The organism is Phycisphaeraceae bacterium (assembly GCA_040222855.1).
Taxonomy (GTDB): Bacteria; Planctomycetota; Phycisphaerae; order Phycisphaerales; family Phycisphaeraceae; genus Mucisphaera.
The window spans coordinates 387,751-411,511 of record JAVKCD010000003.1 but is presented as its reverse complement, the minus strand read 5'-3'; the positions used below and the strand labels follow the sequence as shown (position 1 = coordinate 411,511).

The window sequence follows — 23,761 nt, the reverse complement described above, 5'->3', positions numbered from 1 at the left end:
TTGGAGCGCCGACCATGACTGCACGCATCGCCTTCTTGTCCACCGCGCACATCCACACCGACGCCTTCATCAAGCACCTCACATCATCCGATGTGGACGCGACCATCAAGGCGATCTGGGATGACACCCCGCAGCGCGGCCAAAAATATGCCGATCAGGCCGATGCCACGTTCATCGACAACATCGACAACCTGCTCGCCGATGATCAGATCGATGCCTTTGTCATCTGTGATGCCAACACACGCCACACGGCGTTGCTGGAGAAGGCTCTGCCGGTCGGCAAGCCTGTTTTCTGTGAGAAGCCCATCAGCACCTCGCTCGCCGATGCGCAGCGCATCGCCCGGCTCATCAAGCAGCACAAAACCCCGCTGTGCTCCGGCTACTTCTTCCCGTTTTTCGCTGAGAATCAGGCCGTCCAGCAAGCTGTTCATGCCGGGACCTTTGGCCGCATCACCCACGCTTTTGTGCGCAACAGCCACCACGCCTGCTATGGCCGCTGGTTCGACAGCCCCGACCTCCAGTGGTTCACGCAGCCAGAACTCTCTGGGGGTGGCGCCCTCATGGATATGGGGGCTCATGCTGTCCACTGGCTGCTGCGTCTCTGCGGCCCGGTCGTCAGCGTCTGGGCCGACATCAGCAACGTCACTTCGATCTACCCCGATGTCGATGACTATGGCGTGATCCACATGAAACTCGCTGACAACATCATCGGCCGCGCCGAAGCCTCGTGGGTCCAGCACTCGTCCAACTCCGGCCTCGAGCTCTGGGGCGCCGAAGCCGCCCTCACTTTTATCGATGGTCAACCACACGCCGTGTCCAACAACCAGAAGCCAACGCCTCTGCCCAAAGCCGAGGCGCTGCCGGATCGGATAGAGCGTCTCCTGGCCATCGTCGAGCAACGACTCGACCCCGCTGAAGTCAAAGAAGACCTTGCCGCCTGCCTCAACGAGGTCGCTGTCATGGATGCCGCGTACCGGTCAGCAGAATCGGGTACCAGCGAAAGCGTCGCACGAATCGAAATCTAGCTCACGATGCGGGCTTGTGCTAGCACACCCGGACCACCTCAAGCCCCAACAACTTACCGAGCTTGTCGATCCGATCGGCCACGCGACCTACGCCAATGGCGCAGTGGTGCGCCGGCCCCTGCTGGTTCCACGCTTCGACAAAGGCCTTCGCGCCGATGCTAAAGCGATACCGGCTGTTGGTATTCCCGATCTCCAGGATCGGGCCTGGCACCGACTGCCCCTCCGCGACCAGCAACGCCAGCGTCCCGTCTTTTCGCTGCACGGCCGACAGCAGGGTGACGTCGCCGTGCTTCACGCTCATCTCGACTGACAGACCGCGACCCACCTTGCCGTGATAGACCTCCAGCGGGCGCACCTTTGTCTTGCCCTCAGCGATCCGCAGATGCCCCGGCCCATCGTGACCCATGAGTACGACATCATCATCGAAGTCCATCGCGTAGTACTCGGTGAAGGAACCGCCCACACCGAAGCTGTCAAGAATCTTCATCGCCTGCGCGTTCTTGATCTCGTATTCACCAGCCACGGGAACGCCTCGACCTGTCAGCAGCGATGTGCCCAGGATGATCGACGAGATCACGTCCTCGTGCTCGTGCCCGGGCACCGAGTGATAGAAGTACGCCATCGACCCCAGCTTCCGCTCGTCTACCAGCCGATCGAGCGCCACACTCGTGCCGGCGGCTCGGACCAACTCATCCTCGGCGCAATCCGCCTGCACCTCGAACACCTCTCGAAACACATCGACCCGCTCGCGTGCTTCCCCGTCGCTGACCTCACGTCGAAGCTCTGCCAGCTCGTCGATCTCGACGATCTCGACGTGCCCGCCGAAGGCTGCGAGCTGCTGGGTCATGTCCGAGTAGATGTCGAGCATCCCGTTGTAGTAATGCCCCATGACGCCCAGCCGGTTGTGCTCCATGACGTGCTTGACCCTGGCCGCCTCGACCCACGCCCCCAGCTCGGTCCAGCACGCATCCGAGGCTTCCAGCACGCCCGTGACCTGATGAAACGACACCCCTGCCCGGTTGAACACGTTGGCGATCTCGGGAACCGGACACGCCCCGCACGACGCCAGCCAGGTGCCGGTCATTTTCGTTCGATCGCCCAGCTTGTTGAAGCTGGCGTAGTCGATCGCCCGTTCCGGCTGGACGTTGAGGACAATCACCGGGACGCCAGCGCGACGCACCACCGGCAGGACCGTCGACGACAACGCATACGTCGTGACATGAAGCACGATCAGGTCCACATCTTCACGGCGGAAACGATGGCTGGCTTCAAACGCCTTCTCCACGGTGTCGATCAACCCGAGGTTCACGACCTCGACGCCCGGTCGCTCGAGTCGTGACGCGGTGACACCGAGATAGCCCTTGAGCTTCTGCTCCAGCCCCTCGAACTGCGACCAGTACGCTTCCAGTCCGATGCCAAACAACCCGACTCGGACCGATTCATTCACGATGCTCATGCCGGCTCCTTTCACCGTCATCGATGACGCTGAACAACATGGGCCGACCCCTAGCCCGAGAGGGTCATCAATATCGCAGAATTTTCGCAACGCGACAGTCAGTCACCCGCCATGGAATCAGACTTCTCACCCTATACAATGATGACTAAGCCACAAACACGAAGACCTTATAGAGACAACCCCAAGCCATGCACACGAACCTTCTTCTCGCTCAGGCAACACCAGCACCCGCCCAGCAGCCTCCTGCAAGTCAAGGCGTCGCGGATGATTTTATCGCCATGATCAGTAACGTCACTCCCGAACTCGCTCGGATCGGTCTGGTTCTGCTGATCGCGGTGGTGCTGTTCGGCATCACGCGCCGATCGGTCAGCCTGCTTGTCACCCAGCACCGGCTCTCGCCCGGCCTTGCCCTGATCGTGAACCGACTGACTTGGTGGATGACGATCATCATCGTCATCTTCTATACCCTTCAGGTGCTTGGCGTTCTTCAGGATGCGTGGACCACGCTCACCGCCATGATCGCTCTGGTCGCCATCGGTTTTGTCGCGGTCTGGTCGGTCCTGTCGAACCTCCTGTGCTGCTTCATCCTGCTGTTTACACGACCTTTCATGGTCGGCGACACCATCGAACTCATGGGTGAACCGATGAAAGGCAGGGTCATCGACTTTACGCTGCTCTACACCGTCTTGCAGCACGAGGAAGGGGGCGTCATCCGCATCCCCAACAACCTCTTCTTCCAGAAAGCCATCCGCGTCTCCACCGGCGTCAACCAAGTCCCCCTCAACCAGCAGATCGATCAGCAAGCGCCGCAAGCCTGATTCATGTCGACTCAGGACACCCGTCTTGTCAGCGCCGCCCCGAGCATCATGACCAAGACGCCAGCGGGTTCCGGCACGACAGGCCCATCGCCCCCGAACTGAGCGGCCAGAATCGAGAGGTCCACCAGATCGATCACGCTGTCGCCGTTGAAGTTGCCCTCGGCCCACCCGCCATACATGCCGAAGTGGCTCGCCAACGCCGACAGGTCAGTCAGACTCACGATCTGATCCAGGTCAGCATCCCCGGGTAAGCCTGGAGCGACGAACGCATCGCCAACGTAGAGGTCGTCGATATAGAACTCAGCGTCCGAGGTGCCCTCGAAGAACAGCGCATCGAGCGTTGATGTGGGGCCGTCGATCTCGCCATCCCCAAAGGCCCAGGCCTCCCACAATGCCGGATTATCGAGGTCCCACTGATAGAGGTGCCACGCGCCGTCTGGGACCACCTGCTGGGCAAGCGACAGGTCGGCACTGTCTGGATCATCCAGCCCGATCCGAACGGTCAGCCCCTGCGTCTGCGTGTTGACCCACACCCCGATCCAGCCCTCGGAGGCAAACGCCACGTTGTTCACCGGCGTCGCCCCGCCGGCGACATGTCGCAGAAACCATCCCTCCGCACCCGGTTCCTGCACCACCTCAAGTCGCTGCGACCCCACACCCTCGTGCGCCTCATCGGTCACCCGGTCCGCGATTGCCGTCGCGATCCCGAGATTGCTGCCCGAGTACAAAGGTGAGTAGTTAAATACTCCCTCTCCGCTCTCGAAGTCCGCCAGCGTGATGCTCGAAGGGTTCGGAGCAACATCAAAAGGCAGATCGTCCAGCCACTCCGCCATGAACCGAAGATGCTCGGTGTGCGCCGATGCGCTGGCACCGGTCGCTCCCCAGACCTCGAAGTGTCCCTTCGATGCGGTTCGGTAGAAGCTCAGTGAGCCCAGCCCGGTCTGGTTCGTGCCGATCGCACGCGTACCAACGGCCTGGATCAATGCGTCGGCGGTCTCGGCCGTGTTTGCGTAGGTATAGGTCTGGACCTGCGAGTGTGACACCACCATCGTCTTGGTTCCAGCCGCCGCCGCCTGCGCGAAAGCCACAAACGGAGCCATCTGAGACGCCGACGGCGTCGTGTTGGTCGAGCTGGTGAACGACGCGTACAACGAGTCAGCGAGCAGCAGCCCGTCGATCTGGGCGAAGTAAGCCGGCTGCTTGAGGATCTCACGCACCGCCCCGTACCCTGCACTGAACGATGAGACCGAAACATCGTCCCAGGATGCGTTCGTCCCAAACTCCGGCAAGGAGCGCAGCGACACCAATGCACTGTCAAGGACATCACCAAACAGCGTTGGGTTACTGAAAGGCGTCGAGTACGCCGACGAGAACCCGCTGTAGCTCACGTTCACGATCACCGCATTCAACCCCGCGTAGCCCGCGTTGTTGTTCACCGTCGCCGGGTCCCCGTGGAAGTGCACCAGCACGTCCACCATGCCGCTGTCGATCACCAGATCGTCCGGGACAAACAGCTTGTGTCGCGAGTCGGTCGACAGCGTCAGCGTCCGCCCCGAGACCGATGGCAGGACCTGGCCGAGCCCGGGTGTGCAAGCAAACAGCAACCCCACTACCCCGGACAGCCATCGGCCTGAACTCAATCGCATCACATCTCCACTGTGCTGGTGCAGTCTTGGAGTCTATCGCTCCATGCCAGACATCCCAAGCATGAACCCTGCGGCACCGGAGTCAAGAGCTTCTATCTGTTAAGCCACGCACTTCTCGCCGGTTTCATGCCGTCAAGGACCCGTTACCATCTCCCGATGCTCCTGCTGCGCATTGCCGAGACCCTGCTGCCGATCATCCTGCTGGTTGCCCTTGGTGCTGCCCTCTTCAAAGCGAGCTTCCTGCAACCCGCGGACCGCTCCATCCTGGACCGCCTGGTCTACTGGGTCTGCCTGCCTTCGCTGCTGGTGGTCAAGATCGCCGAAGCGGGCACGATCGACCCCTCGATTGGCTGGGTGATCCTCGCCATGGCCCTTGTCACGCTCGCCGCTGCCGGACTCTCCGCAGCAGCGTGGTATTTCCTGAGTCGAGAACCCGCGACCTTTGGCGTGATGATCCAGGCGGGCTTCCGCGGTAACCTCGCCTTCGTTGGTCTGCCCGTCATCAAGCTGGCCGGAGCCGACGACCGCACACTTGCCATTGCCGCGCTGACCCTTGCGCCGACGATCGCTCTTTACAACCTTCTGGCCGTTCCGGTGCTCTCCGCTGGCACAAGGCATAACGCCAGCCTCGATGCAACAGCGGTTCATCCCGCCATCGACCTTCTGCGATCTATCGTCACCAATCCCTTTATCATCGCTTGCCTCGTCGGCCTCGCCATGGGGGCGTCTCCGCTCACGCCGCCGGAGACCCTGATGACCACCCTTGGCCTCGTCGGACAACCGGCCGCGCCGCTTGCCCTGATCAGCCTGGGCGGGGCTCTGACGATCTATCGAGTGCGTTCCCACCTGGCGCTCGCGTCGGTCATCACGACGATCAAGCTCGCGGTCTGCCCTGCGCTGGCGGTCCTGCTCGCCTGGGCGCTGAACCTTGATAGTCAGCAGGCCTTCGCCCTGATCATGCTTGCCGCCGTTCCTACCGCGGTGGCCAGCTACGTCCTGGTCACCCAGATCGGCGGCGACGAGGGGCTCGCGGCCTCGATCATCGCGACGACGACGCTGGCCAGCGTGATCTCGCTGGCGGCAGGGCTCGCCGTGGTGCATGCGTGGCCGGCCTGAACGGGGTCTAAGCCGTTCCGCTTGGCACTGGCAACGGCGTCTTCAATCCCACCGGCTCGCCGAGGTCGGGCTCACCTGATGCCGTCCACTCGATCCGCTGGAGCCGCGGGCTGCGCCCCTCAACCCGGATCTCGGGCTCCGCTGTCGCCCAGGCGTGGTACAGCAGCCAGTCCTCGCGACCGTCCGGCGAACGCACGAAACTCGCGTGCCCCGGGCCATAAACCCCTGCCTCGGGCTTCTGTCTGAAAAATGCACGGCCCATCTTGGTCCACGAAGCCGGGTCCATCAGATCATCACCCGACCTGGCCCGCAGAAAGCCGATTGCGTAGTTCGTCGACCAGAACGCACTGCCCGAATACCCCAACCAGACCTCGGACCCGTGCCTGAGAACCTGGGGGCCTTCGTTCGTTGGCTGGAGGTCACGCTCCCATGCCTGCGTTGGTGCGGACAGCACGACCTCGCGATCCCCCAGCGTCAACGGGTCCAGCATCTCGGCGATCATCAGGTGCTGCCACCACCCATCCGTCATCGTCAGCTTGCTGCTCCAGAGGAAGTACGTCCGCCCGGCGTCCTCCAGCACCGTCCCGTCGATCGCGTAGCGCTCAACCGGGATCTCCAACTGGCCCGCATACGCCCACGGCCCGTCCATGGGGTCACGATCAGCCTGCGGGCCGCACAACACGAAAATCCGGCGGCGCAGATCATCACCATCCGCTGACGTCGCTGTGAAGTAGATATGCCAACGCCCCATGACCGAATGAATCTCGGGCGCCCAGAGACAACACGCCGCGGGGAAGTCCTCACCCGTATTGATGGGTGGCTCGAACACGACGGTGCTCTCTGCCTCTGATAGCCGGGTGATGTCCGTGGTCTTCATCAGCCGAATCCGGGTCTGCTCCGTGACCATGGCGTAGTAAGCCCCGTCGTGCCAGAGGGCAAAGGGGTCAGGACCGATGGGGAGGATGGGGTTGGTAAAGGTTTTCAAGGCTCCGGTCTCTTTTCTTAGTCGAACGCCGATCGATGAACCTTAGGTTCCACTGAATCTGCCCTGTAACGAGGGTGATCGCTTCGGGATTCAACCGAGCCAGCAGCTGATCGCGCAGGTCACGTTGGCCTCAGCGTACGTCGGTTGCCTGGTCAGGTTGATGCCATCCCGCGGAACTTTGGTTTTGTGATTTCGAGAGATTGGCTGGCTGGTTCGTTGTGAGGGTTGTGCGCATGGCGTTTTTGGGTGACAGGGGCTTGGTTTGTTCCCGGGTGAAGGTGTTTCTGGTGCTTGGGGTGGGGTTGTGGTGGTTTGGGCGGTGGTTGTTTGTGCGCACGGGGGTTATGACGGGGGTGTTTTCGGGCGTGGAATGGTTGGTTTGAGGGGCCAAGTCGTCGATCAAACGTGGTTGATGGCCCCCGGAATGCGGTTGTTTGTGCGCACGGGGGGTCGAGAGCGTTCTCATCTCGTTCGTAGCGGGTCATGGATGTGTTGGCTACGGTTTTTTGGTGATTTCACACAGCGGCTGCGCCGCAGTGTGCCACCCAGACGCTACGGTTGGGCTGCGGGTAGTCTAGTGAGGTAGCGGGGGGTGTTGGGGTGCGTTGGGTTGTGAGTTGCCAGCAACCGATCTCTGGAGGCATTGTTTTAGGGATTTTTTGGGGTCTCGGGAGGTCGTCGTGCGGGTCTCGCCGTTGTGCAGTCCTGGCCTTGAGGCAAATATCATTCAGATTCAGAATCAGGCTTGATACAAATCTGTGCCTGGGTAGCAGGCAGAGCAAAGAGTTGCGATAGAACCTTTAAATAATGTACTGATATTGGGGCCAAGTGTTACAGATTGTATCTCACGCGGATCAAGTAAAACCTTGTATACGCCCTCATTGTCGAAGTCTGGATTCTGGACATGATACAGTACCCGCTACTCTTCTTCTTTTTCAAAAGAGCGATCTTTCATAAAGTATGAATCCATTTGAAGTTCGCCAAAATTAATCTTCTGTATGCCCAGCACGTGGCGAGCCCAATCTGTCGGCTTCCAACGCTAGGCGATCCACCAATATATTTGACTGGCTTGGCAGCAAAAAAGAGACTATTGAGATCTTATAACTCCGCAAAGCCAATCATACAGCCAGAGCCTTCTTTGGCATATTTTTGCCACATGTATTTTGATGACCCATTTTTGGTGAGGCAGAGAATTCTCGGCGTAGAAGCTTTTGACAAAATATCCTGTCTGACTTTCTTTGCTGCCGCATCAGCGTTCGAGCAGTCTTTGTCTGAGTATGCATCTTGGAATATGTCTTCGGGTAGTCGACTTTTTAGTTGTTGGCTAACAAGCTTGAGGGCCTCTCTGAAGCCTTTGTAATCGCAGTCGATCTCTAAGTCACCATTAGCTGCCAGTGTGATAAGACGGATGATTTCCTTGGCCGTGGCCTTGCTGTCGAAATCATGGAGCAGATCGATCCTGCAATCGTTCTTCTCGTAATCCAGTGGACGTCTAAAGAATAGTTGTCTGTTTAATAGGAGTTGAAAGGCCCCGTAAGCATCTATGTACTTGTAATAAGTAGCATGCTCCATGGGCTGGTTGCCGTTAGCGCCTGAGTATCGCAGACAAACGGACGGGGTGGGATTCGAACCCACGGTACGGGTAACCCGTACACTGGTTTTCGAAACCAGCTCCTTCAGCCGCTCGGACACCCGTCCAGGGTCGAGACCGCCCCTTTCGGGGCCACCGCGAGCGAGTCGCTAACATAGCAGATCCCGGCACGACCTTCGCAGACGCACAACCCCTCCAGGCGTGCGTCCGTCAACCCCTTGTCGGCTCAGGAGACGACGCCCATGAGCAATCCAGCAGCGGTTTTCGACCCTGGGACGCGGGTCACCGTGACCCAGCAGATCCCGCAACGTGATGAGGTCTGGACCGAGTCGGTTACCGGCACCGTGGTCCGCTACGAGCAGTCCAAAACCGGGTCGTGGTTCGCCCACGCCAAGGACGACAAGCTCTGGATCGACCGCCTGGTCATCCGCAAGGCCGATGGCGAGCAGGTCACCATGAACCTTGACCGTTACACTCACATCGAGCCAGCCTCGGCCCAAACCTCCTGAATCGAGCGCAGACCCCATGACCGACCCCGCCGCCGAGCAGGTCCGCGAGATCACCCCTCAAGAGGCCCGCGACCTTCTTAAGACAGACGACAACGTCATCCTGCTGGACGTCCGCGAACCCGAGGAGATCGCGCTCGCGGCCATCCCGGGAAGCCTGAACATCCCGGTGGGTGAGATCCCCGCCCGGCTCTATGAGCTCCAGCAGCACGATGAGGCCACCATCCTCACCCTGTGCCATGTGGGATTCAGGTCATTGAACGTAGCTCACTTCCTCGCTCAGCATGGGTTTGAGGACCTCGCTTCCATCGCGGGCGGGATTGACGCCTGGTCGCGAACTGTTGACCCCACGATCCCCAGGTATTAACCCCAACGACCCCACCTGATCGAGCCGATGCAGCGGCTATTCCTATCCCATGAGTGACACGCCCCAACTCATCCAGGCCGCCTCCCGGTACGCCGATCGCCTTGCCGGACGACGCATCCTCATCACGGGCGGCGCTGGGTTTATCGGGTCTCACCTGGTCGATTCCATTCTCGCCGCTGGTGGGTCCGTCACCGTCCTCGATGATCTATCCACAGGCGACCGCGCGAACCTCCGCACTTCTTCCGAGCGCTACCGCTTTGTCGAGGGCTCGATTCTGGATGACAAGGTTCTTGCCGATGCTGCGGCGAGCTGCGACGCCGTCGCCCACCTCGCCGCGCTTGGATCGGTGCCCCAGTCTGTCGCTGAGCCCTTGCGTTACCACCGGGTCAACGAGCACGGCACGCTGTGCGTTCTCGAAGCCGCCCGCGCGGCCGGCCTCCGACGGGTGCTCCTTGCGTCGAGTGCCGCGATCTACGGCAACAGTCCCGAACTTCCCAAGCACGAGGGGATGCCGCCTGACCCGGCGAGCCCGTATGCGGCCAACAAAGCGGCTGGCGAAGCCATGCTCAAAGCCTGGGCTCGCTCGTACCCGCCACTCGATACCGTCAATCTCCGCTTCTTCAACATCTTCGGACCCGGGCAGAACGCGAACTCCGCTTACGCCGCGGCCATTGCCGCCTTTGCGTCACGACTCACGCGCGGCGAAGCGCCCACCATCTTTGGCGACGGCGAGCAGTCCCGCGATTTTTGCGATGTCGCTAACGTCGCCCACGCTGTCATCCTCGGGTTGACCCATCCCGACGCCCTGGACGGCCAGAGCCTCAACATCGCTACCGGCGAGGCCATCACGGTCAACCGACTCGCCACGGGGATGATCCAGCGGTTCGGCCTCGACCTCGAACCCCGCTACGCCCCCGAACGTGCGGGCGACGTCAAGCACTCGCGCGCTTCGATTGACCGGGCTCGACAAGTTCTCGGTTACGAACCGCTGGTCGATTTCGACACCGGGCTTGCGCGCACTTGTGCGTGGTATATCGAACAGGCCAACGCCGCGACGGCGTGATCCGGAAAAAACCATAGACCTCGCTCACCCCTTCGCGTAAGCTCCCATCATGACCCAGGCACCCGTCGAAACGCCCACCCATAGCGGGTATCAGCCCCCGCGAAACGTGCAGTTCTCCGTCTTCATCGACAACCGCGTGGGCCAGCTCCTCGATGTCACCCAGTGCTTTACCGGCCAGAGCCTCACGCTCGCGGGGCTGTCCGTGGTTGACTCGGCCGACCACGCCGTGGTGCGTCTGCTCACCTCGAACGCCGACCTTACCCGCAGGCTGCTCCAGCGGCACGACATTCCCTTCGCCGAATCCAATGTTCTGGCGGTCGAGATCTCCGAAGGACGCTCGCTTCAGGACCTGTGCGAGCAGTGCGTTGCCGCGGAGGTCAACATCCTGTTTGCGTATCCTCTGCTGGTGCGTCCGCGTGGGCTGCCTGTTTTGGTCCTCCAGACCGATGACACGCTCTTCACGGCGCAGCTGCTGCGTAAGAAGCTCTTTACGCTACTTGCCGAGAACGACCTGGGTGACAACGCATCGCGCAACCGGCCTGAGGGCGGGATCACGCCGAACTAAATGAACTGTGCCCAGGTCTGAGGGCCACGGCAGGTGGCTGAGGTCAGTCCGAAGTGCTGTCCACAGATCGACCAACTCATACACGCAACCTATAGCTTCTCAGCCCACCCGATCCAGCGCCAGGGCGTGGGCTTCGTGGTAGCGCCGGCCGAGGTTGTGCCAGTCGAAGTGTTCGGAGAAGGACTCGACCGAGTTCCTTAGGGTGATCCGTTCACGGCGTGAGAGTTGGCACATCCGGAACATCTGCTCGGCGATCTGGTCGGCGGTGGCGTTGAAGTCGCGGTATCGACGCTCGACGATCGACACGCCTTTTTCCTCGTGGTCTGCCATGAGCTGCATCAGATACGACCCGAAGCCTGACAGGTCCGAGGTCAACGCCGGCACGCCGAGTGCGATCGACTCCAGGGGCGTGTAGCCCCACGGTTCGTAGTACGACGGGAAGACGCCGAGGTGGCATCCGCGCACGAACTGCTCGTAATCCATGCCGAAAAGCGGGTTGCTGGTGGTGATAAACGCCGGGTGATAGATCACCTTGACCGGGTCGTTCTGGTGATTAAACAGCCGGCAGCCGCGGAGCTGATTGAGCACGTCATCGGTCTGGTCGTCCAGCAGGTCGTGGGTCACAATCGGCGGGGGGTGATGCCTGCGCCAGGCGTGTAGCGCACGCCTAAGCCTCAGCCGCCAATACTCATCCACCAGCTCGTTGAGGTCCGGCACACGCCCCTCGGCCGCCGCGAGCACGAGTCCCTTGCCGACCTGGTCCTTGATGGCGTCGGCGACATCGTGGAACTCGCTGAGCATCGAACGGGTCTCGAGCGTCTGCACGTTGATCGATCGCACCGGCGCCTTGGTGATGATGAAGAAGACGACGGTCACCGGCGACCCGCTCGCCCGCAGCCGGTGATTGAGCCGGGCCAAGGCCTCGATCGTGACGTCCATCCCTTTGTTGCGGTACTCGTATCGCCCGGAGGTGAAGAAGTAGAGCGTCGTGTCGAGATCAAACGAGTACGACGGGAAGAAGTGCCCGATCGTGAACTCGTGGATCTTGTCCTTATAGGCGGCGTGCAGGTTCTGGAACTCGTGCAATGCCGCGAATCGCTGGATGTTCAATCCATTCGGCAGCAGCACGTCCGGCGATCGGCCCAGCAGATACCGGCACTCATCCCCCGTGATGTCCGAGACCGTGGTGAACACATGCGAACCGTGGGCCGCTGCCTTCTCGATCCCGTGCTGGGATTCGAGGTTGTAGCGTTTGGCCTCTGCATCCGAGTCGAGCAGCGACATCTGCCCATAGAACTCAGGATGTTGCATGGCCAGTACGCGTCCGAGACGCGTCGCATGGGTGGTGAATACGACTGCCCCCGGCCACTGCTCCTGCCGCAGCATCGGGATTGCAGTCCCCGCTTGCCACTCGTGAAAATGGGCCACCATCGGGCGCCTCTCCGATTCCTGCTGGGCCAGCAGTTGGAGGAACACGCGCACGCCCTCGCCGAACGCCACGACGTTGTTGATCTCTTCGCTGTCACTGGGCGTCGGGATATGGTGGTCGCGCCACATCCGTGCCTTGACGTCGTAGAGATACCGAAACACCGACAGATGATTGATCAGCACCACATTCGGCCGCCCGGTCACCAGCCACCGCCCGAAGTGTGCCTCGATGCCTGCCTCATTGAGCGCCTTGACCGCCTGGCCGAACGCTCCGATCAGCGGCCGCGGCTCGAACTCCACCTGTGACTTGTCCGGCAGATACGGCCCGATGAGGCAGTAGCGATTGCTCCACCGGCTGACCATGCTCGGCACCTTCGAGCGCAGCACCGTGTAGATCCCTCCGACCTGATTGCACACCTCCCATGCGCACTCGAGTAAAAACGGCTCAGCCCGACGGCCGCGACGACCCTCCGACTCCTTTGAATCCGACGCCGCGCTCGCACGCGAAGAACCGGCTACATCTGCAGGCATGAAACATCCTCGTTAGTCCAAGACCGAACCGAGATTGGATTGTAAAGCCCCCGCCCGACCCTCGCTCTCCGCGTACCATCTCCTCCTCATCAATCTTTCGGAGACCCTGCGATGGTCCGACCCGCTGACCTGTTCGCCGCCATCCACGCCAACGACCTCGATGCCGCCCGAGCCCTTATCCAGGCCAACCCCAAGGCCCTGCACACCCACGTCGCGACCTCGCGTGACTGGGGCGACGAGCTGTGCCTGCCCCTGCATGCCGGCGTAGAACACAGCAGCCCCGAGATGGTGACGCTGCTGCTCGAACTTGGCGCCGTCCCTGACAGTCGGACGCGTTATCAGACCCCGCTCCACGCCCGTCGGACCGCCGTGCACCTCGCCGCCCGCCGCGGCGACCCGGCCATCCTGGAACGCCTGCTGAATAACGCTGGCGATCCTGAGGTCCGTGACGCCGACAGCCGTGCCCCGCTCACCGAAGCCGCCGCCCACGACCACCCCGAGACCCTCAACCTGCTCCTCCAGCACAAGATCAATCCTGATCCTGTCGATCTCACCGGACGCACGCCTCTCCATCACGCCATCCGCGCCGGCTCGATCGCCTGCACCGATCTTCTTCTCGCCGCTGGTGTGAAGGTTGATCACCCCTGCCCCAAAGAGCCCGAAGCTTTCACGCCGCTTCACCGAGCCGTCACGCTCTGGAGCGATGACCCCGAGACCTGCGTGACCATCACCCAAGCTCTTCTGAGAGCAACCGCGAACCCAAAACTCGCCGATCCCCGAGACGACCTCACACCGCTTGATCGGGCGAAACAAAAACAGGCCGACGCCCTTGTCGACCTGCTTGAGTCATCAGGTTGATCTCAGTAAGTCAGCCCTGGAAATACGCTGGCTCGTTGCCCGGCTTCCATTTGATGTTGCAGCCGATCGACGGCACCTGCTTTACTGCGGGCTTCTTCCCGGCGAGCACCGCGTCCAGGGCCGCTCGGAGGTCCTTGCCGGTGCTCGGGTCGGTGTCGAAGTCGTACACGCCCGATTCGATCCGTTTGGGGCGTGAGTCATCCAACTGTCCCCGGTACGCCAGCTTGTGCTCGGCATCGAACAAGAACAGGTCGGGTGTGCAAGCGGCGGTGTAGGCCTTGGCCACGGCCTGATCCTCGTCGTACAGGTAAGGGAACGGGTATCCCCGAGCCGCCTTTTCGTCCCTGATTTTTTCAGGCGAATCATCCGGGAACGCTTGAGCGTCGCTGGCGCTGATCGCCACGATCCCCACGCCCTTTGGCCCGTAGTCGTCCCCTAGTGCCTTGAGCTGTTTGGCGATGTGCTTCACAAACGGGCAGTGGTTGCAGATGAACATCACCAGCAACGGCTGACCCTCAAAATCACGCTTGGTCACCAGCGATCCATCGGTATCTGCCAGCGTAAAGTCCGGTGCGGCCGTGCCAAGTTCAAGCATCGTTGAAGCCGTCATCACCATGGTGTCATCTCCAAAAACGTAGGTTCAACAGCAGTTTAGGCACCCAACCAGCGAACGGCTGAACAAAGATGAGTGCCGGGTGCTGCGGGGGGGGGGGGTGGTGGTGTTAAAAGTGGATCATCCGGTTCTGCGCACCCAAGGCCGCCTCGTGGGTCGCTTCCGACATGGTCGGGTGGGCGTGGATGGTGCCGATCACCTCGTCCGCCGTGGCTTCGAGTCGCATCGCCAGGCAGATCTCGGCGATCAGTTCGGTGACGCCTTCGCCGATCATGTGCGCGCCGAGGATCTCGCCGTGCTTCTTGCCCGTGATCAGCTTGGAGAAGCCCTCGGTGGCACCGAGCGCCTGAGCCTTGCCGGAGGCCTGAAACGGGAACTTGCTCGCGACGTATTCGATGCCCTGCTCCTTGGCTGCGCGCTCGGTCAGGCCGACCGAAGCGACCTGCGGCTGGCAGTAGGTGCAGCCCGGGATGCCGTTGTAGTCGATGTCCGGTGCGTGGTGACCGGCCATGCGCTCGACGCAGACGATCGCCTCTTCCGACGACACGTGGGCCAGCCAGGGCGGGCCGATGACATCGCCGATGGCGTAGATCCCCTTGACCGAGGTCTGGTAGTCGGCTCCCTCTCGCTTATAGTCGACCTTGATGTGGTCCTTGAAGGTCTCCAGCCCCAGGGAGTCGCTGAATAAACCGTCGTACCGACCCATGACGCCGATCGCGACCAGCGCGACATCGGCCTCGATCGTCTCGACTTTTTTCTCATCGCCGACCGGCGCGATGGTTGCCTTCACGCCATTGCTCGTCTTCTCCAGCGACAGCGTTATGTGTCCCGACCGGATGCCCACGCCCGCCTTCTTGAACGATCGCTCGATCGCGGCGGAGACCTCGTCATCCTCGATCGGCAGCAGGCGCTCCTGCATCTCCACCACCGTGCATTCGGTGCCGAAGGCGTTGTAGAAGTAGGCAAACTCCATCCCAATTGCGCCTGCCCCGACGATCAGCATCTTCTTGGGCTGGGTCTTCATAGTCATCGCCTCTTTCGCCGCGATGATCCGCTCGCCATCAAACGCAGCGCCCGCCAGCGGCCTGGGGCGTGCTCCGGTCGCCACCAGGATGCTTTTTGCTTCGAGTACCTGTTTCACATCCCCCTTGTGCTCCACATCGTCTTCGGCGTACACCTCGACGGTCCCGGCTTTCGGGATGAACGCGTGGCCCTGGATGTGCGTGACCTTGTTCTTTTTGAACAAAAAGCCCACGCCCTTGTTGAGTTGGCCCGCGACGTTCCGGGACCGGCCGATGACCTTGTCCCAGTCGTGGCCGACACCCTCGGTCTTGATCCCCCAGTCCGCTGCCTCGTGCTTGAGCCGGTGGTAGAACTCCGCGCCGGCCAGCAGCGCCTTGGTCGGGATGCATCCCCAGTTCAGGCACACCCCGCCGAGCTTGTCGCGCTCAACGCAGGCGACCTTCATCCCCAGTTGGGCCGCCCGGATCGCTCCGACATAGCCCCCCGGACCGCCGCCAACGACCACCAGATCAAACTTTGCCGTCTCAGCCATGATGCTCTTTCGTGAAGGCCGGCCGCGCCCTGGTGAGCGTGGGCCGGGATAACCAGCGGGAAACTGTGAGGACGGCTTACAATCGTCTGTCCTCAGACCGACGATTGTAGTACCCCGTCACGGATGCGTCGGAGCCGGTTCTCGGCTCTAATCGATCTCTCCAGCCCCGTGGCCCGCAGGAGTCTTTGTCCCATGCCCGAGATCAGAGCCGTTGTTTCCGTCATAGGTCGCGACCAGAAGGGCGTCGTCGCTAGGTTTGCGACCTATCTCGCAGAGCGAAGCGTCAACATCCTTGACCTCAAGCAGCAGGTGGTCCACGGGCAGTTCATCATGGACATGCTCGTCGATCTCGCGGACATGTCGCCTTCGCTCGACGAGCTGATCACCGGCTTGCTCGACCTCGGTTGCGACATCGGCATGGAGGTCCGTGTCGCCCTGCAGCAGCGCAAGCCTCGCCGGGTCGCCGTGCTGGTCTCGAAAGAAGCCCACTGTCTCAGCACGCTGATCGAGGACTGGAAGGCCGGCAAGTTCAGGGGCGACCTCGTGACGGTCCTTGGGAATCACCCCGATCTTGAACCGGTCGCCACGGCTGCGGGTCTGCCTTTCGCTCATTTTCCTGCGAAGCCGGACAAGCCGGCTCACTTCAAGTGGATGATGGAGCAGCTCGCCGCCGTCGAGCCCGACCTGATTGTGCTGGCCCGGTACATGCAGATCGTCCCGCCGGAGATGGTGCAGGCCTACCCCTACAAGATCATCAACATCCACCCGTCGCTGCTGCCGCACTTCCCCGGGGCCAAGCCGTACCACGCCGCCTGGGAAGCCGGCGTGCGGGTCGCCGGCTGCACGGCCCACTTCGTGACCGATGACCTCGACGAGGGCCCGATCATCCTGCAGGACGTTTTTCATATTGACGTCGGTCGCCACACCGCAGAGGACGTGCGCAGCAAGGGCCAGCGGCTCGAAGGCCGGATCCTCGCCGACGCGGTGCAGATGTTTCTCGACCAGAAGCTGGTCGTCGTCGATGACAAGGTCGTTTTCCGGCCGGGACTGAGTTCGATGCTGGATCACGCGTGAGTCAGATGAGACAATCTAGGCTTTGGTAGCTGTGATCGCGCCGTAGGTGTAGCCACAGTGTCGGATCTGAGTTTACGCCGCCTCGGTCCGACCGCGTCCGTTGCGTTTGGCGGTGTAGAGCCGTTCATCGGCGAGCTTCATCAGGGCTGCCAGGTCTTCCGTGCCATCTACTTTTCGCTCGGCGACGCCTATGGACAGGTCAGGTCGTGGTCCGCCGCGGGTCAGCAGGGTGGTCTGCTGGGTGAACAGGGCGCGGAGTTGGGTTGCCCAGCTCACGCCACGCTCGGTCTCGGCTCCGGGCATCAGGATCAGGAACTCGTCGCCGCCGGTCCGCACGGCGAGGTCGCCATCGCGCAGCGTCGCCTTGATGAGCGACCCGAGGAACACCAGCACGTCATCGCCCACCGCGTGGCCGAGGGTGTCGTTGAGTTCCTTGAAGTGGTCGAGGTCGAGGGCCAAGCAGAGCAGGGGGGTGTCGCTCCCCGCGGTGGCCTCGAAGACCGCGGTGCCCTGTTCATCGAGGAAGCGGCGGTTGCCCAGGTCCGTCAGCGGGTCGCGCAGGGTCTGCTTGTGCAGCTTGCCGGTCGCCTGTCGTGTCGCCAGGCGTACGCGCTCGTCCATGGTTCGGCGGAGTTGCTTGGCCTCGTGACCCTTGCGGATTGAGTTCCGACAGACACGGGCCATCGCCCTGGAGATGTGTCCGATCTCGTCCTGACGGCCCAGCGGGAGGTGTTCGACCAGTTCGGGCGTCGGGTTGCAGGCGGTCAACTCCAGTTGATCGATCAATCGCTCCAGCGATCGTGTCACCAGCCGCGTGTGCAGCTGGTACGTGGCGATCACGATGACCGCCAGGAATGCCAGGGCTACTCCGGGGCCGATCCAGACGGTGGCGGCGACCGCGCCGACACCCGCGAGGCTGAGGCCGCCCAGTTGCAAGGCGCGCATGATCATGCTGAGCCCCAGCCGCGGCCAGCGTGTATCCGACAGCGGCGATTCGATTGGCTCATCGCCGCCCGGGAAGCTCAGCCCGTCGAGCATCTCATCCATCGCACGGCCAGCGGGTTCGCGTCGCATGCCTTCCTTATCGGAACGCAGCCGAATCGGTTCGCTCTATGGCCACGACGGCCCGCCACATCGTTGATTCTGCTCCCCTACCAACCACAGCGTCCATCCACTCCCCGCCATCGACTTTGACGGTCGTGATGATCAGGCTATCTGGACAGGTCCGAGTGACCGCGGGCCTCGGATCAGCTCGCCAGGAACGGCTTCTTCTTGAGGTCGGCGGGGATCGCGATTGTTTCGATGGCGAGCGCTCGGCCTGTCGCGGTGTCGACCTCGACGATCACCCCGCGAACCTCGGGGTTGCCCTCCGCGACGTCAAACGCTGCGGGCATGGCCGTGGTCATCTGATGGACGACGCGATCGACTCGCCGACCAAGGACTGAGTCCTGCGGGCCACTCATGCCCAGGTCGGTGATGTAGGCCGTGCCGCCCGCGCCCGCCGCCAGCGCTGCCGCGGGGCTGCGCGCGCCTTCGATCTGTGTCGGCAGCACCCGGGCATCTGCGGTCTGGATGTGGGTGTGGGTGCCGTAGACCGCGGTGGCCCGTTCGTTGAGATACCAGCCCATCGCGACCTTCTCGCTGGTCGCCTCGGCGTGGACCTCGACGAGGATCGCGCAGGGGCGCTCGTGGATCTGGGCGAGCATCTGATCGACCACTGCGAACGGGTCGCTGCCCTGCATGGTGTTCATAAACAGCCGGCCGATGACTGTGAAGATATAGACCGGCAACTTTTCACGGCCCACCTCGGCCAGCAGGCGGAGGCAGACTTTGCCCTTTGCCTTCTGCGACAGATTCGCCGGGCGGATCAGCGTCGTCTCGCGCTCGAGCGTGCCCACGATCTGTTTTTTGCGGTAGGCGTGATCCCCCAGTGTCATGCCGTCGACCCCTGCAGCGATCAGCTTGGCGTGCATCTCGGGTGTCAATCCCGAGCCATTGGCTGCGTTCTCGGCGTTCGCCACGACCAGCGCTACTCCGTGTTGTTCGCGCAGAATCGGCACCGCTTGGGTCACCACCTGCCGCCCCGGCGTCCCGACAATGTCGCCCAGCAACGCAATCCGTACACTCACCGAAAACCTCCAAGCCTCTGGCGTCAGCCGGACTTACAAGGGATGATACGGCCACAGTCATGCAATGCCCTTACTGCGGAACCAATAATGACCGCGTGATCGACTCACGCCCCGCTGAGGATGGCCAGGCCATCCGCAGGCGGCGTGAGTGCGAGGGCTGCAAGAAGCGTTTTACCACCTACGAGACCGTCGAGCAGACCACCAAGCTGGTCGTCGTCAAACGCGATGGAACCCGGGTCCCGTTTGATCCGGCCAAGATGCTCGCGGGTCTGGAATCGGCCTGCTACAAACGGCCGGTGCCCACTAAGGTCCTGCAGGAAGCCGTCAAGCATGTCGCCGAGCAGCTTCGGCGTTCTGGCGAACGGGAGGTTGATGCCATGGACATTGGGCGCTTGCTCGCTGAACGGCTGCGTGACATCGATCAGGTGGCTTATGTTCGGTTTGCTTCGGTTTATAAGCAGTTTCGTGATCTTGACGAGCTGCTGGATGAGGTTCGGGAGGTTATAGAAGCCTCGGGCCGCAAGACCCCCGGACAGGGCAAGCTCTTCCGATAATGCCGCCGCTGCGGCCCGTTGGTCGCGGGTCTGCGAAAAAGGCTGGATACGGCGGTTTTTTCCTTGGGAAACCCGTGGTCTCGGTGGTATGTTGAAGGGGTGGAATCGACGACGGTTCCGCTCATGTCTTGTCTTAGGCTCGCTCATCTCGGCCTGCGTCACATCGCCCGTGTTTCTTCACGAGCTTCATAGGAGTCCATCAATATGGCGACCGTCCACCAGATCCTCGACCGGAAGGGCAATCAGGTCTACAGCGTGTCACCGGAGACGTCGGTGTCTCGTGCTGCGGAGTCGATGACGGAGCACAACATCGGGTCGCTGCTGGTGGTTGGGCGCACAGGGTTGCTGGGGATTATTACGGAGCGGGACGTGCTGCGGAAGGTGATCGCGCGGCAGCTCGATCCTACGGCGACGGTGGTGCGGGACGCGATGACGGCGAACGTGTGGACGTGCACGCCGGATACGTCGCTGGAGGACATCTCGGATGTGTTTAAGGACCGGCGGATCAGGCACTTGCCGGTAGTTGGGGGTGAGGGACAGATTCTCGGGGTGGTGTCGCTGGGTGACCTCAACGCGTTTCGGCTTGAGGGTCAGGCGGTGATGATTGAGTACCTGCATCAGTATCTGCACGGGGCTGCGTAAGCACTTGCAGTTTCATGGTTTGCGAGCAGCACACCCCGCCCGTGACGGCGGGGTGTGTTCTTTTTTGCGTGAAGGGTGTGGCGGATGAGGTGGGGGGTTGCGCTATCTCCTAAACTTTGAGGGGCTTACGGGCATGTGGGATGGGTGCAGGAGTGCGGCTGATGGCTTTGGTGTTGTGGTGGTTCTGGGTGGTGGCGTTGGCGGGTGGAGCGGGGGTGTGGGGGTGGTTGAATCTGTCGCGGACGCATCGGGCGACGCTGGGTTATGTGCTGGCAGAGACGGAGGTTAGATCGGATGCGGGGCTGCCGAGCGTGGCGATCATTGTGCCGGGGCGGGATGAGGCGGAGCATCTGCCGGAGACGTTGCGGGGGTTGTGCGCTCAGGACTACCCGGACTACCGGGTGGTGTTCGTGGATGATGCTTCGGGGGATGGGACGCCTGGGATAACCCGAGAGATGGCAGGGTGTTACGAGCATCTGAGGGTGGTGCGGAACGAGGCGAGTCCGCCGGCGGGTTGGGTGGGGAAGCCGCATGCGGTGTGGCGGGGGTATGAGGCGCTGGTGGCGGAGGAGAGGCGGACGGGCTGGCGGGCGGAGTGGGTGTGTTTTACGGATGCAGATATCCATTGGCATCCGCAGTGTTTACGGTCGGCGGTGCGTCATGGGTTGGAGACGGGGGCGGACCTGGTGGGGCTGTATCCCGAGCTGTGGTTCGGGTCTTGGGTGGAGGCGTTGGTGCAGGTGCAACTCGTGCTGGCGCTTGGGGTTCTGTATCCGGTGGAGCGGGCGATGGATCCGGGGCATGAGGACACGCTGACGGGGGGAGCTTTTATGCTGGTGCGGCGGTCGCATTACGATGCGATCGGTGGGCATCGGGCGGTGCAAGGTCTTGTGGTGGAAGACCTTGCGCTTGGGAAGGCGTTGAAGGCGAATGGGGCGCGGGTGCGGGTGGCGATGGCGAGTGAGTTGTTCTGGTGCCGGATGTACGAGGGGTGGGCGGATCAGTGGGAGGGTCTGACGAAGAACGCGTATGCGGGGATCGACTATAACCCATTGAAGGCACTGGGGATGCTGACGGGGGTGGCGATGTTTAATGTGCTGCCGACGGTGAGTCTGCTGGTGTGGGGCGTGGCTGTGGTGGTGGGAAGTGTTGATCTGAGCAGTGTTTACGGGTGGCTGCCGGGGGTGTTGGCGGGGGTGGGAGCGGTGATGGGGGCGCGGGCGATGGATGCCGCGCGTAAGTTTTGTGGTCTTAACGGGTTGTATGCGTGGTCGCTGGCGGCGGGGAGTGCGGTGTATGGGGTGATCGTGCTGGCGAGCATCCGGGATTATTACCTGGGCGGGAACCGGTGGAAGGGGCGGCGGTATGGGTGAGAAGGGGCGGGAAACGACAGGGAAGTTGTGCGCACGGGGCCTTGCTCGTCAATCAAACGTGACCGATGGGCCCCGGGATGCGGTCGTTTGTGCGCACGGGGTGGTTGGGCGGAGGAAAGGCATGCACCTGAAGGTGCATGGCACCCCGAGGGCGAATCTACATGACGTTGAGTGATTGCCGGGCCATGCGGGGCTGCTGGGGCTTTTCGTGCACTCGCGGGCATCGCAAGGCCGGGTGTGGCTTTGGCAACTTGAAGATCGGCCTAAGATAAACTTTGCAGGCTGCGATCAATCTAATGCAGCTCTTAGCTCATCATGAACCATAAACCTTGATGCTTTATGTTTCCGACTATCGATAATCTGACAGACAATCATTCTGTTCTGAGCCTTCATAAGCATCTGGTTGATGTTGGCGGTTATGTGGTCAACAAGGCTCAGCCAGGGGGTCAGGGTAAAGGTGATTTTTTTGTTGAGTATAAACAGCAAGGTTGTTACTTGATTGTTCAGAGAGAAAGAACAGTGATGCATATCGTTTTCAGGTTTGTCGGTTTGCCGGGTGAATATACATCTGATCTGCTTCGAGCTTGCATCAAGGGGCACTACAGCCTTAGCGATCATGACATTGATCATGAAGTTGACTTCCTTATATCGAACTGGAATGAAGTGGACTCTTTGTGTCAGCAAGTCCTAAGCGAAGCTTCATCACGTGATTTTCTCCAGATGATGATCGATGAGAGAGATAGACAGAGGTGGGGCTAAATCACACTGATGTATCGCATATTGTTAGAGGCCTACTTTGACGACGGTAAACCAGAAGATTCCCAGCATCATTTTGCTCGATCGTTTTCTTAGTGTGTCGTCATGCTGGTTAGGCTAGAGTTTGAGATTTAAGAAAGGCTAGAGATCATGATGATGCGTGTAGTCTTGCTGATGATGGTGGGTTTGTTGGTCGCTGGTTGTGTGGTGGTGTCGGAGGGGGTTGAGGTTGAGAACGTAGGTGAACGTGGGGCGGAGCGGGGGGTGGAGGGTGTCGAGGTGCCGGAGGGGATGGATGCGTTGGAGCGGCTGGAGTCGTCGCCACGGCATCATGAGTGGGTGGTGTTGGGGTCGGGGCGTGGTCGGTCGGTGCGGGCGTTTGTGGTTTATCCGGAGGTGGCGGAGAAGGCGGGGGTGGTGGTGGTGATTCATGAGAATCGGGGGTTGAATGATTGGGCGCGGAGCGTGGCGGATCAGGTGGCGGAGTTGGGGTATATCGCGATTGCACCGGATCTGTTGTCGGGGATGGGGCCGGGGGGCGGGGGGACGGAGGCTTTTGGGTCGCCGGATGAGGCGCGGACGGGGATTTATGGGTTGGATCAGGCGATGGTGACGGAGGATCTGAAGGCGGTGGTTCGGTATGGGCGGACGATGGACGCGGGGGATGGTCGGGTGTCGGTGGCGGGTTTCTGCTGGGGCGGGTCGCAGGCGTTTGGTTTTGCGGCGGAGGATGCGCGGCTGGCGGGCGTGTATGTGTTTTATGGGAGTGCGCCGGAGGCGGGGGTGATGGAGCGGATTGCGGTGCCGGTGTATGGGTTTTATGGCGGGAATGATGCTCGGATCACGTCGGCGGTGCCGGAGGTGGCGCAGGCGATGGCGGCGGCGGGCAAGCGGTATGAGCCGGTGGTGTATGAGGGTGCGGGGCACGGGTTTTTGCGGGCGGGGGAGATGGCGGGGGCGTCGGAGGCGAATCGGGTGGCGAGGGAGGAGGCTTGGGTGCGGTGGGGGAGGTTGTTGCGGGGGAGGTGAGTGAGGCCGTGCGTTGTGGTGTTGGTGGAGGTGGGATTCGTGGTTGGTGGACCCCAGGCTTGGTGTCTGGGGCTCGTATCA

General features: G+C 61.6%; 23 protein-coding genes and 1 tRNA gene. 13 read left to right on the top strand and 11 right to left on the bottom strand.

The features are described 5' to 3' along the window. Positions 1-14 precede the first annotated feature (14 nt). Positions 15-1,025: a Gfo/Idh/MocA family oxidoreductase gene (locus RIG82_01845; GenBank protein ID MEQ9459681.1), complete on the top strand. Its 1,011-nt coding sequence runs from the start codon at positions 15-17 to the stop codon at positions 1,023-1,025. Positions 1,026-1,044: 19 nt separating this feature from the next. Here the strand turns inward: RIG82_01845 and RIG82_01840 are convergent, their stop codons facing one another. Then, the gene (locus tag RIG82_01840) at positions 1,045-2,481 is read right to left on the bottom strand and encodes an arabinose isomerase (protein ID MEQ9459680.1); all 1,437 of its coding nucleotides are present in this window, start codon (positions 2,479-2,481) and stop codon (positions 1,045-1,047) included. 188 nt (positions 2,482-2,669) lie between these two features. On the opposite strand from RIG82_01840, the gene RIG82_01835 reads away from it, so the two are divergent. Further along, positions 2,670-3,299, top strand: a complete 630-nt coding sequence (locus RIG82_01835; GenBank protein ID MEQ9459679.1) for a mechanosensitive ion channel family protein — start codon at positions 2,670-2,672, stop codon at positions 3,297-3,299. An 11-nt stretch (positions 3,300-3,310) separates the two neighbouring features. Here the strand turns inward: RIG82_01835 and RIG82_01830 are convergent, their stop codons facing one another. Beyond that, a complete protein-coding gene (locus tag RIG82_01830) occupies positions 3,311-4,945 on the bottom strand; it encodes a hypothetical protein (protein ID MEQ9459678.1) in 1,635 nt (544 codons plus the stop codon). Positions 4,946-5,101: 156 nt separating this feature from the next. On the opposite strand from RIG82_01830, the gene RIG82_01825 reads away from it, so the two are divergent. Continuing rightward, a complete protein-coding gene (locus RIG82_01825) occupies positions 5,102-6,061 on the top strand; it encodes an AEC family transporter (GenBank protein ID MEQ9459677.1) in 960 nt (319 codons plus the stop codon). A 7-nt stretch (positions 6,062-6,068) separates the two neighbouring features. On the opposite strand, the gene RIG82_01820 is transcribed toward RIG82_01825, so the two are convergent. From RIG82_01820 to RIG82_01810, 3 genes are all read right to left on the bottom strand, one after another. Next, positions 6,069-7,046, bottom strand: coding sequence for a glycoside hydrolase family 43 protein (locus RIG82_01820; protein ID MEQ9459676.1), 978 nt, complete (start codon positions 7,044-7,046; stop codon positions 6,069-6,071). 1,098 nt (positions 7,047-8,144) lie between these two features. Beyond that, the gene (locus RIG82_01815) at positions 8,145-8,618 is read right to left on the bottom strand and encodes a hypothetical protein (GenBank protein ID MEQ9459675.1); all 474 of its coding nucleotides are present in this window, start codon (positions 8,616-8,618) and stop codon (positions 8,145-8,147) included. Between the two features lie 38 nt (positions 8,619-8,656). Next, positions 8,657-8,744, bottom strand: a tRNA-Ser gene (locus RIG82_01810). Positions 8,745-8,879: 135 nt separating this feature from the next. Between RIG82_01810 and RIG82_01805 the strand changes: the two genes are divergently transcribed. The 4 genes from RIG82_01805 to RIG82_01790 are packed head-to-tail and all read left to right on the top strand — an operon-like array spanning position 8,880 to position 11,138. After that, complete coding sequence (locus tag RIG82_01805; protein MEQ9459674.1) at positions 8,880-9,146, top strand: hypothetical protein; 267 nt, start codon at positions 8,880-8,882, stop codon at positions 9,144-9,146. A gap of 16 nt (positions 9,147-9,162) precedes the next feature. Beyond that, positions 9,163-9,510, top strand: a complete 348-nt coding sequence (locus tag RIG82_01800) for a rhodanese-like domain-containing protein (GenBank protein ID MEQ9459673.1) — start codon at positions 9,163-9,165, stop codon at positions 9,508-9,510. Positions 9,511-9,559: 49 nt separating this feature from the next. After that, entirely contained in the window at positions 9,560-10,573 is a 1,014-nt protein-coding gene (locus RIG82_01795) for an NAD-dependent epimerase/dehydratase family protein (protein MEQ9459672.1), read from the top strand. 49 nt (positions 10,574-10,622) lie between these two features. Continuing rightward, positions 10,623-11,138 carry a hypothetical protein gene (locus tag RIG82_01790; GenBank protein ID MEQ9459671.1) on the top strand — a complete coding sequence of 172 codons (516 nt, stop codon included), beginning with the start codon at positions 10,623-10,625 and terminating at the stop codon, positions 11,136-11,138. 99 nt (positions 11,139-11,237) lie between these two features. Here RIG82_01790 and RIG82_01785 read toward each other — a convergent pair whose 3' ends face one another. Next, complete coding sequence (locus RIG82_01785) at positions 11,238-13,097, bottom strand: glycosyltransferase (protein MEQ9459670.1); 1,860 nt, start codon at positions 13,095-13,097, stop codon at positions 11,238-11,240. Positions 13,098-13,208: 111 nt separating this feature from the next. Between RIG82_01785 and RIG82_01780 the strand changes: the two genes are divergently transcribed. After that, entirely contained in the window at positions 13,209-13,955 is a 747-nt protein-coding gene (locus RIG82_01780; protein ID MEQ9459669.1) for an ankyrin repeat domain-containing protein, read from the top strand. Between the two features lie 10 nt (positions 13,956-13,965). Here RIG82_01780 and RIG82_01775 read toward each other — a convergent pair whose 3' ends face one another. Both RIG82_01775 and lpdA read right to left on the bottom strand, forming a co-directional pair. Next, positions 13,966-14,571, bottom strand: a complete 606-nt coding sequence (locus RIG82_01775; protein MEQ9459668.1) for a thioredoxin family protein — start codon at positions 14,569-14,571, stop codon at positions 13,966-13,968. A gap of 106 nt (positions 14,572-14,677) precedes the next feature. After that, the gene (lpdA, locus tag RIG82_01770) at positions 14,678-16,123 is read right to left on the bottom strand and encodes a dihydrolipoyl dehydrogenase (protein ID MEQ9459667.1); all 1,446 of its coding nucleotides are present in this window, start codon (positions 16,121-16,123) and stop codon (positions 14,678-14,680) included. A gap of 192 nt (positions 16,124-16,315) precedes the next feature. Between lpdA and RIG82_01765 the strand changes: the two genes are divergently transcribed. Then, positions 16,316-17,197 (top strand): formyltetrahydrofolate deformylase, encoded by an 882-nt coding sequence (locus tag RIG82_01765; protein MEQ9459666.1) that lies wholly within the window; start codon positions 16,316-16,318, stop codon positions 17,195-17,197. Positions 17,198-17,269: 72 nt separating this feature from the next. Here RIG82_01765 and RIG82_01760 read toward each other — a convergent pair whose 3' ends face one another. Then, positions 17,270-18,271, bottom strand: a complete 1,002-nt coding sequence (locus RIG82_01760; protein ID MEQ9459665.1) for a diguanylate cyclase — start codon at positions 18,269-18,271, stop codon at positions 17,270-17,272. 173 nt (positions 18,272-18,444) lie between these two features. After that, the gene (locus RIG82_01755) at positions 18,445-19,326 is read right to left on the bottom strand and encodes a TIGR00282 family metallophosphoesterase (protein ID MEQ9459664.1); all 882 of its coding nucleotides are present in this window, start codon (positions 19,324-19,326) and stop codon (positions 18,445-18,447) included. A gap of 59 nt (positions 19,327-19,385) precedes the next feature. Between RIG82_01755 and nrdR the strand changes: the two genes are divergently transcribed. The 3 genes from nrdR to RIG82_01740 all read left to right on the top strand — a co-directional run bounded on the left by nrdR (position 19,386) and on the right by RIG82_01740 (position 21,895). Then, the gene (nrdR, locus tag RIG82_01750; protein ID MEQ9459663.1) at positions 19,386-19,880 is read left to right on the top strand and encodes a transcriptional regulator NrdR; all 495 of its coding nucleotides are present in this window, start codon (positions 19,386-19,388) and stop codon (positions 19,878-19,880) included. A gap of 204 nt (positions 19,881-20,084) precedes the next feature. After that, on the top strand, positions 20,085-20,522 hold the full coding sequence (locus RIG82_01745) for a CBS domain-containing protein (GenBank protein ID MEQ9459662.1): 438 nt from the start codon (positions 20,085-20,087) through the stop codon (positions 20,520-20,522). Between the two features lie 161 nt (positions 20,523-20,683). Further along, positions 20,684-21,895 (top strand): glycosyltransferase family A protein, encoded by a 1,212-nt coding sequence (locus RIG82_01740; GenBank protein ID MEQ9459661.1) that lies wholly within the window; start codon positions 20,684-20,686, stop codon positions 21,893-21,895. A 288-nt stretch (positions 21,896-22,183) separates the two neighbouring features. Here RIG82_01740 and RIG82_01735 read toward each other — a convergent pair whose 3' ends face one another. Then, a complete protein-coding gene (locus RIG82_01735) occupies positions 22,184-22,525 on the bottom strand; it encodes a hypothetical protein (GenBank protein ID MEQ9459660.1) in 342 nt (113 codons plus the stop codon). 276 nt (positions 22,526-22,801) lie between these two features. Here RIG82_01735 and RIG82_01730 point away from each other — a divergent pair, with 276 nt between their 5' ends. After that, positions 22,802-23,680, top strand: coding sequence for a dienelactone hydrolase family protein (locus RIG82_01730; protein MEQ9459659.1), 879 nt, complete (start codon positions 22,802-22,804; stop codon positions 23,678-23,680). Positions 23,681-23,761 lie beyond the last annotated feature (81 nt).

Excerpts from the sequence above, each read along its gene's own strand:
- RIG82_01840 (MEQ9459680.1), bottom strand. The coding sequence starts at position 2,481 with ATGAGCATCGTGAATGAATCGGTCCGAGTCGGGTTGTTTGGCATCGGA.
- RIG82_01730 (MEQ9459659.1), top strand. The coding sequence starts at position 22,802 with ATGATGATGCGTGTAGTCTTGCTGATGATGGTGGGTTTGTTGGTCGCT.
- RIG82_01740 (MEQ9459661.1), top strand. The coding sequence starts at position 20,684 with ATGGCTTTGGTGTTGTGGTGGTTCTGGGTGGTGGCGTTGGCGGGTGGA.
- nrdR (MEQ9459663.1), top strand. The coding sequence starts at position 19,386 with ATGCAATGCCCTTACTGCGGAACCAATAATGACCGCGTGATCGACTCA.
- RIG82_01780 (MEQ9459669.1), top strand. The coding sequence starts at position 13,209 with ATGGTCCGACCCGCTGACCTGTTCGCCGCCATCCACGCCAACGACCTC.
- RIG82_01800 (MEQ9459673.1), top strand. The coding sequence starts at position 9,163 with ATGACCGACCCCGCCGCCGAGCAGGTCCGCGAGATCACCCCTCAAGAG.
- lpdA (MEQ9459667.1), bottom strand. The coding sequence starts at position 16,123 with ATGGCTGAGACGGCAAAGTTTGATCTGGTGGTCGTTGGCGGCGGTCCG.
- RIG82_01835 (MEQ9459679.1), top strand. The coding sequence starts at position 2,670 with ATGCACACGAACCTTCTTCTCGCTCAGGCAACACCAGCACCCGCCCAG.
- RIG82_01845 (MEQ9459681.1), top strand. The coding sequence starts at position 15 with ATGACTGCACGCATCGCCTTCTTGTCCACCGCGCACATCCACACCGAC.
- RIG82_01830 (MEQ9459678.1), bottom strand. The coding sequence starts at position 4,945 with ATGCGATTGAGTTCAGGCCGATGGCTGTCCGGGGTAGTGGGGTTGCTG.
- RIG82_01790 (MEQ9459671.1), top strand. The coding sequence starts at position 10,623 with ATGACCCAGGCACCCGTCGAAACGCCCACCCATAGCGGGTATCAGCCC.
- RIG82_01735 (MEQ9459660.1), bottom strand. The coding sequence starts at position 22,525 with ATGATCAATGTCATGATCGCTAAGGCTGTAGTGCCCCTTGATGCAAGC.
- RIG82_01815 (MEQ9459675.1), bottom strand. The coding sequence starts at position 8,618 with ATGGAGCATGCTACTTATTACAAGTACATAGATGCTTACGGGGCCTTT.
- RIG82_01775 (MEQ9459668.1), bottom strand. The coding sequence starts at position 14,571 with ATGGTGATGACGGCTTCAACGATGCTTGAACTTGGCACGGCCGCACCG.
- RIG82_01760 (MEQ9459665.1), bottom strand. The coding sequence starts at position 18,271 with ATGCGACGCGAACCCGCTGGCCGTGCGATGGATGAGATGCTCGACGGG.
- RIG82_01765 (MEQ9459666.1), top strand. The coding sequence starts at position 16,316 with ATGCCCGAGATCAGAGCCGTTGTTTCCGTCATAGGTCGCGACCAGAAG.
- RIG82_01805 (MEQ9459674.1), top strand. The coding sequence starts at position 8,880 with ATGAGCAATCCAGCAGCGGTTTTCGACCCTGGGACGCGGGTCACCGTG.
- RIG82_01825 (MEQ9459677.1), top strand. The coding sequence starts at position 5,102 with ATGCTCCTGCTGCGCATTGCCGAGACCCTGCTGCCGATCATCCTGCTG.
- RIG82_01745 (MEQ9459662.1), top strand. The coding sequence starts at position 20,085 with ATGGCGACCGTCCACCAGATCCTCGACCGGAAGGGCAATCAGGTCTAC.
- RIG82_01785 (MEQ9459670.1), bottom strand. The coding sequence starts at position 13,097 with ATGCCTGCAGATGTAGCCGGTTCTTCGCGTGCGAGCGCGGCGTCGGAT.
- RIG82_01795 (MEQ9459672.1), top strand. The coding sequence starts at position 9,560 with ATGAGTGACACGCCCCAACTCATCCAGGCCGCCTCCCGGTACGCCGAT.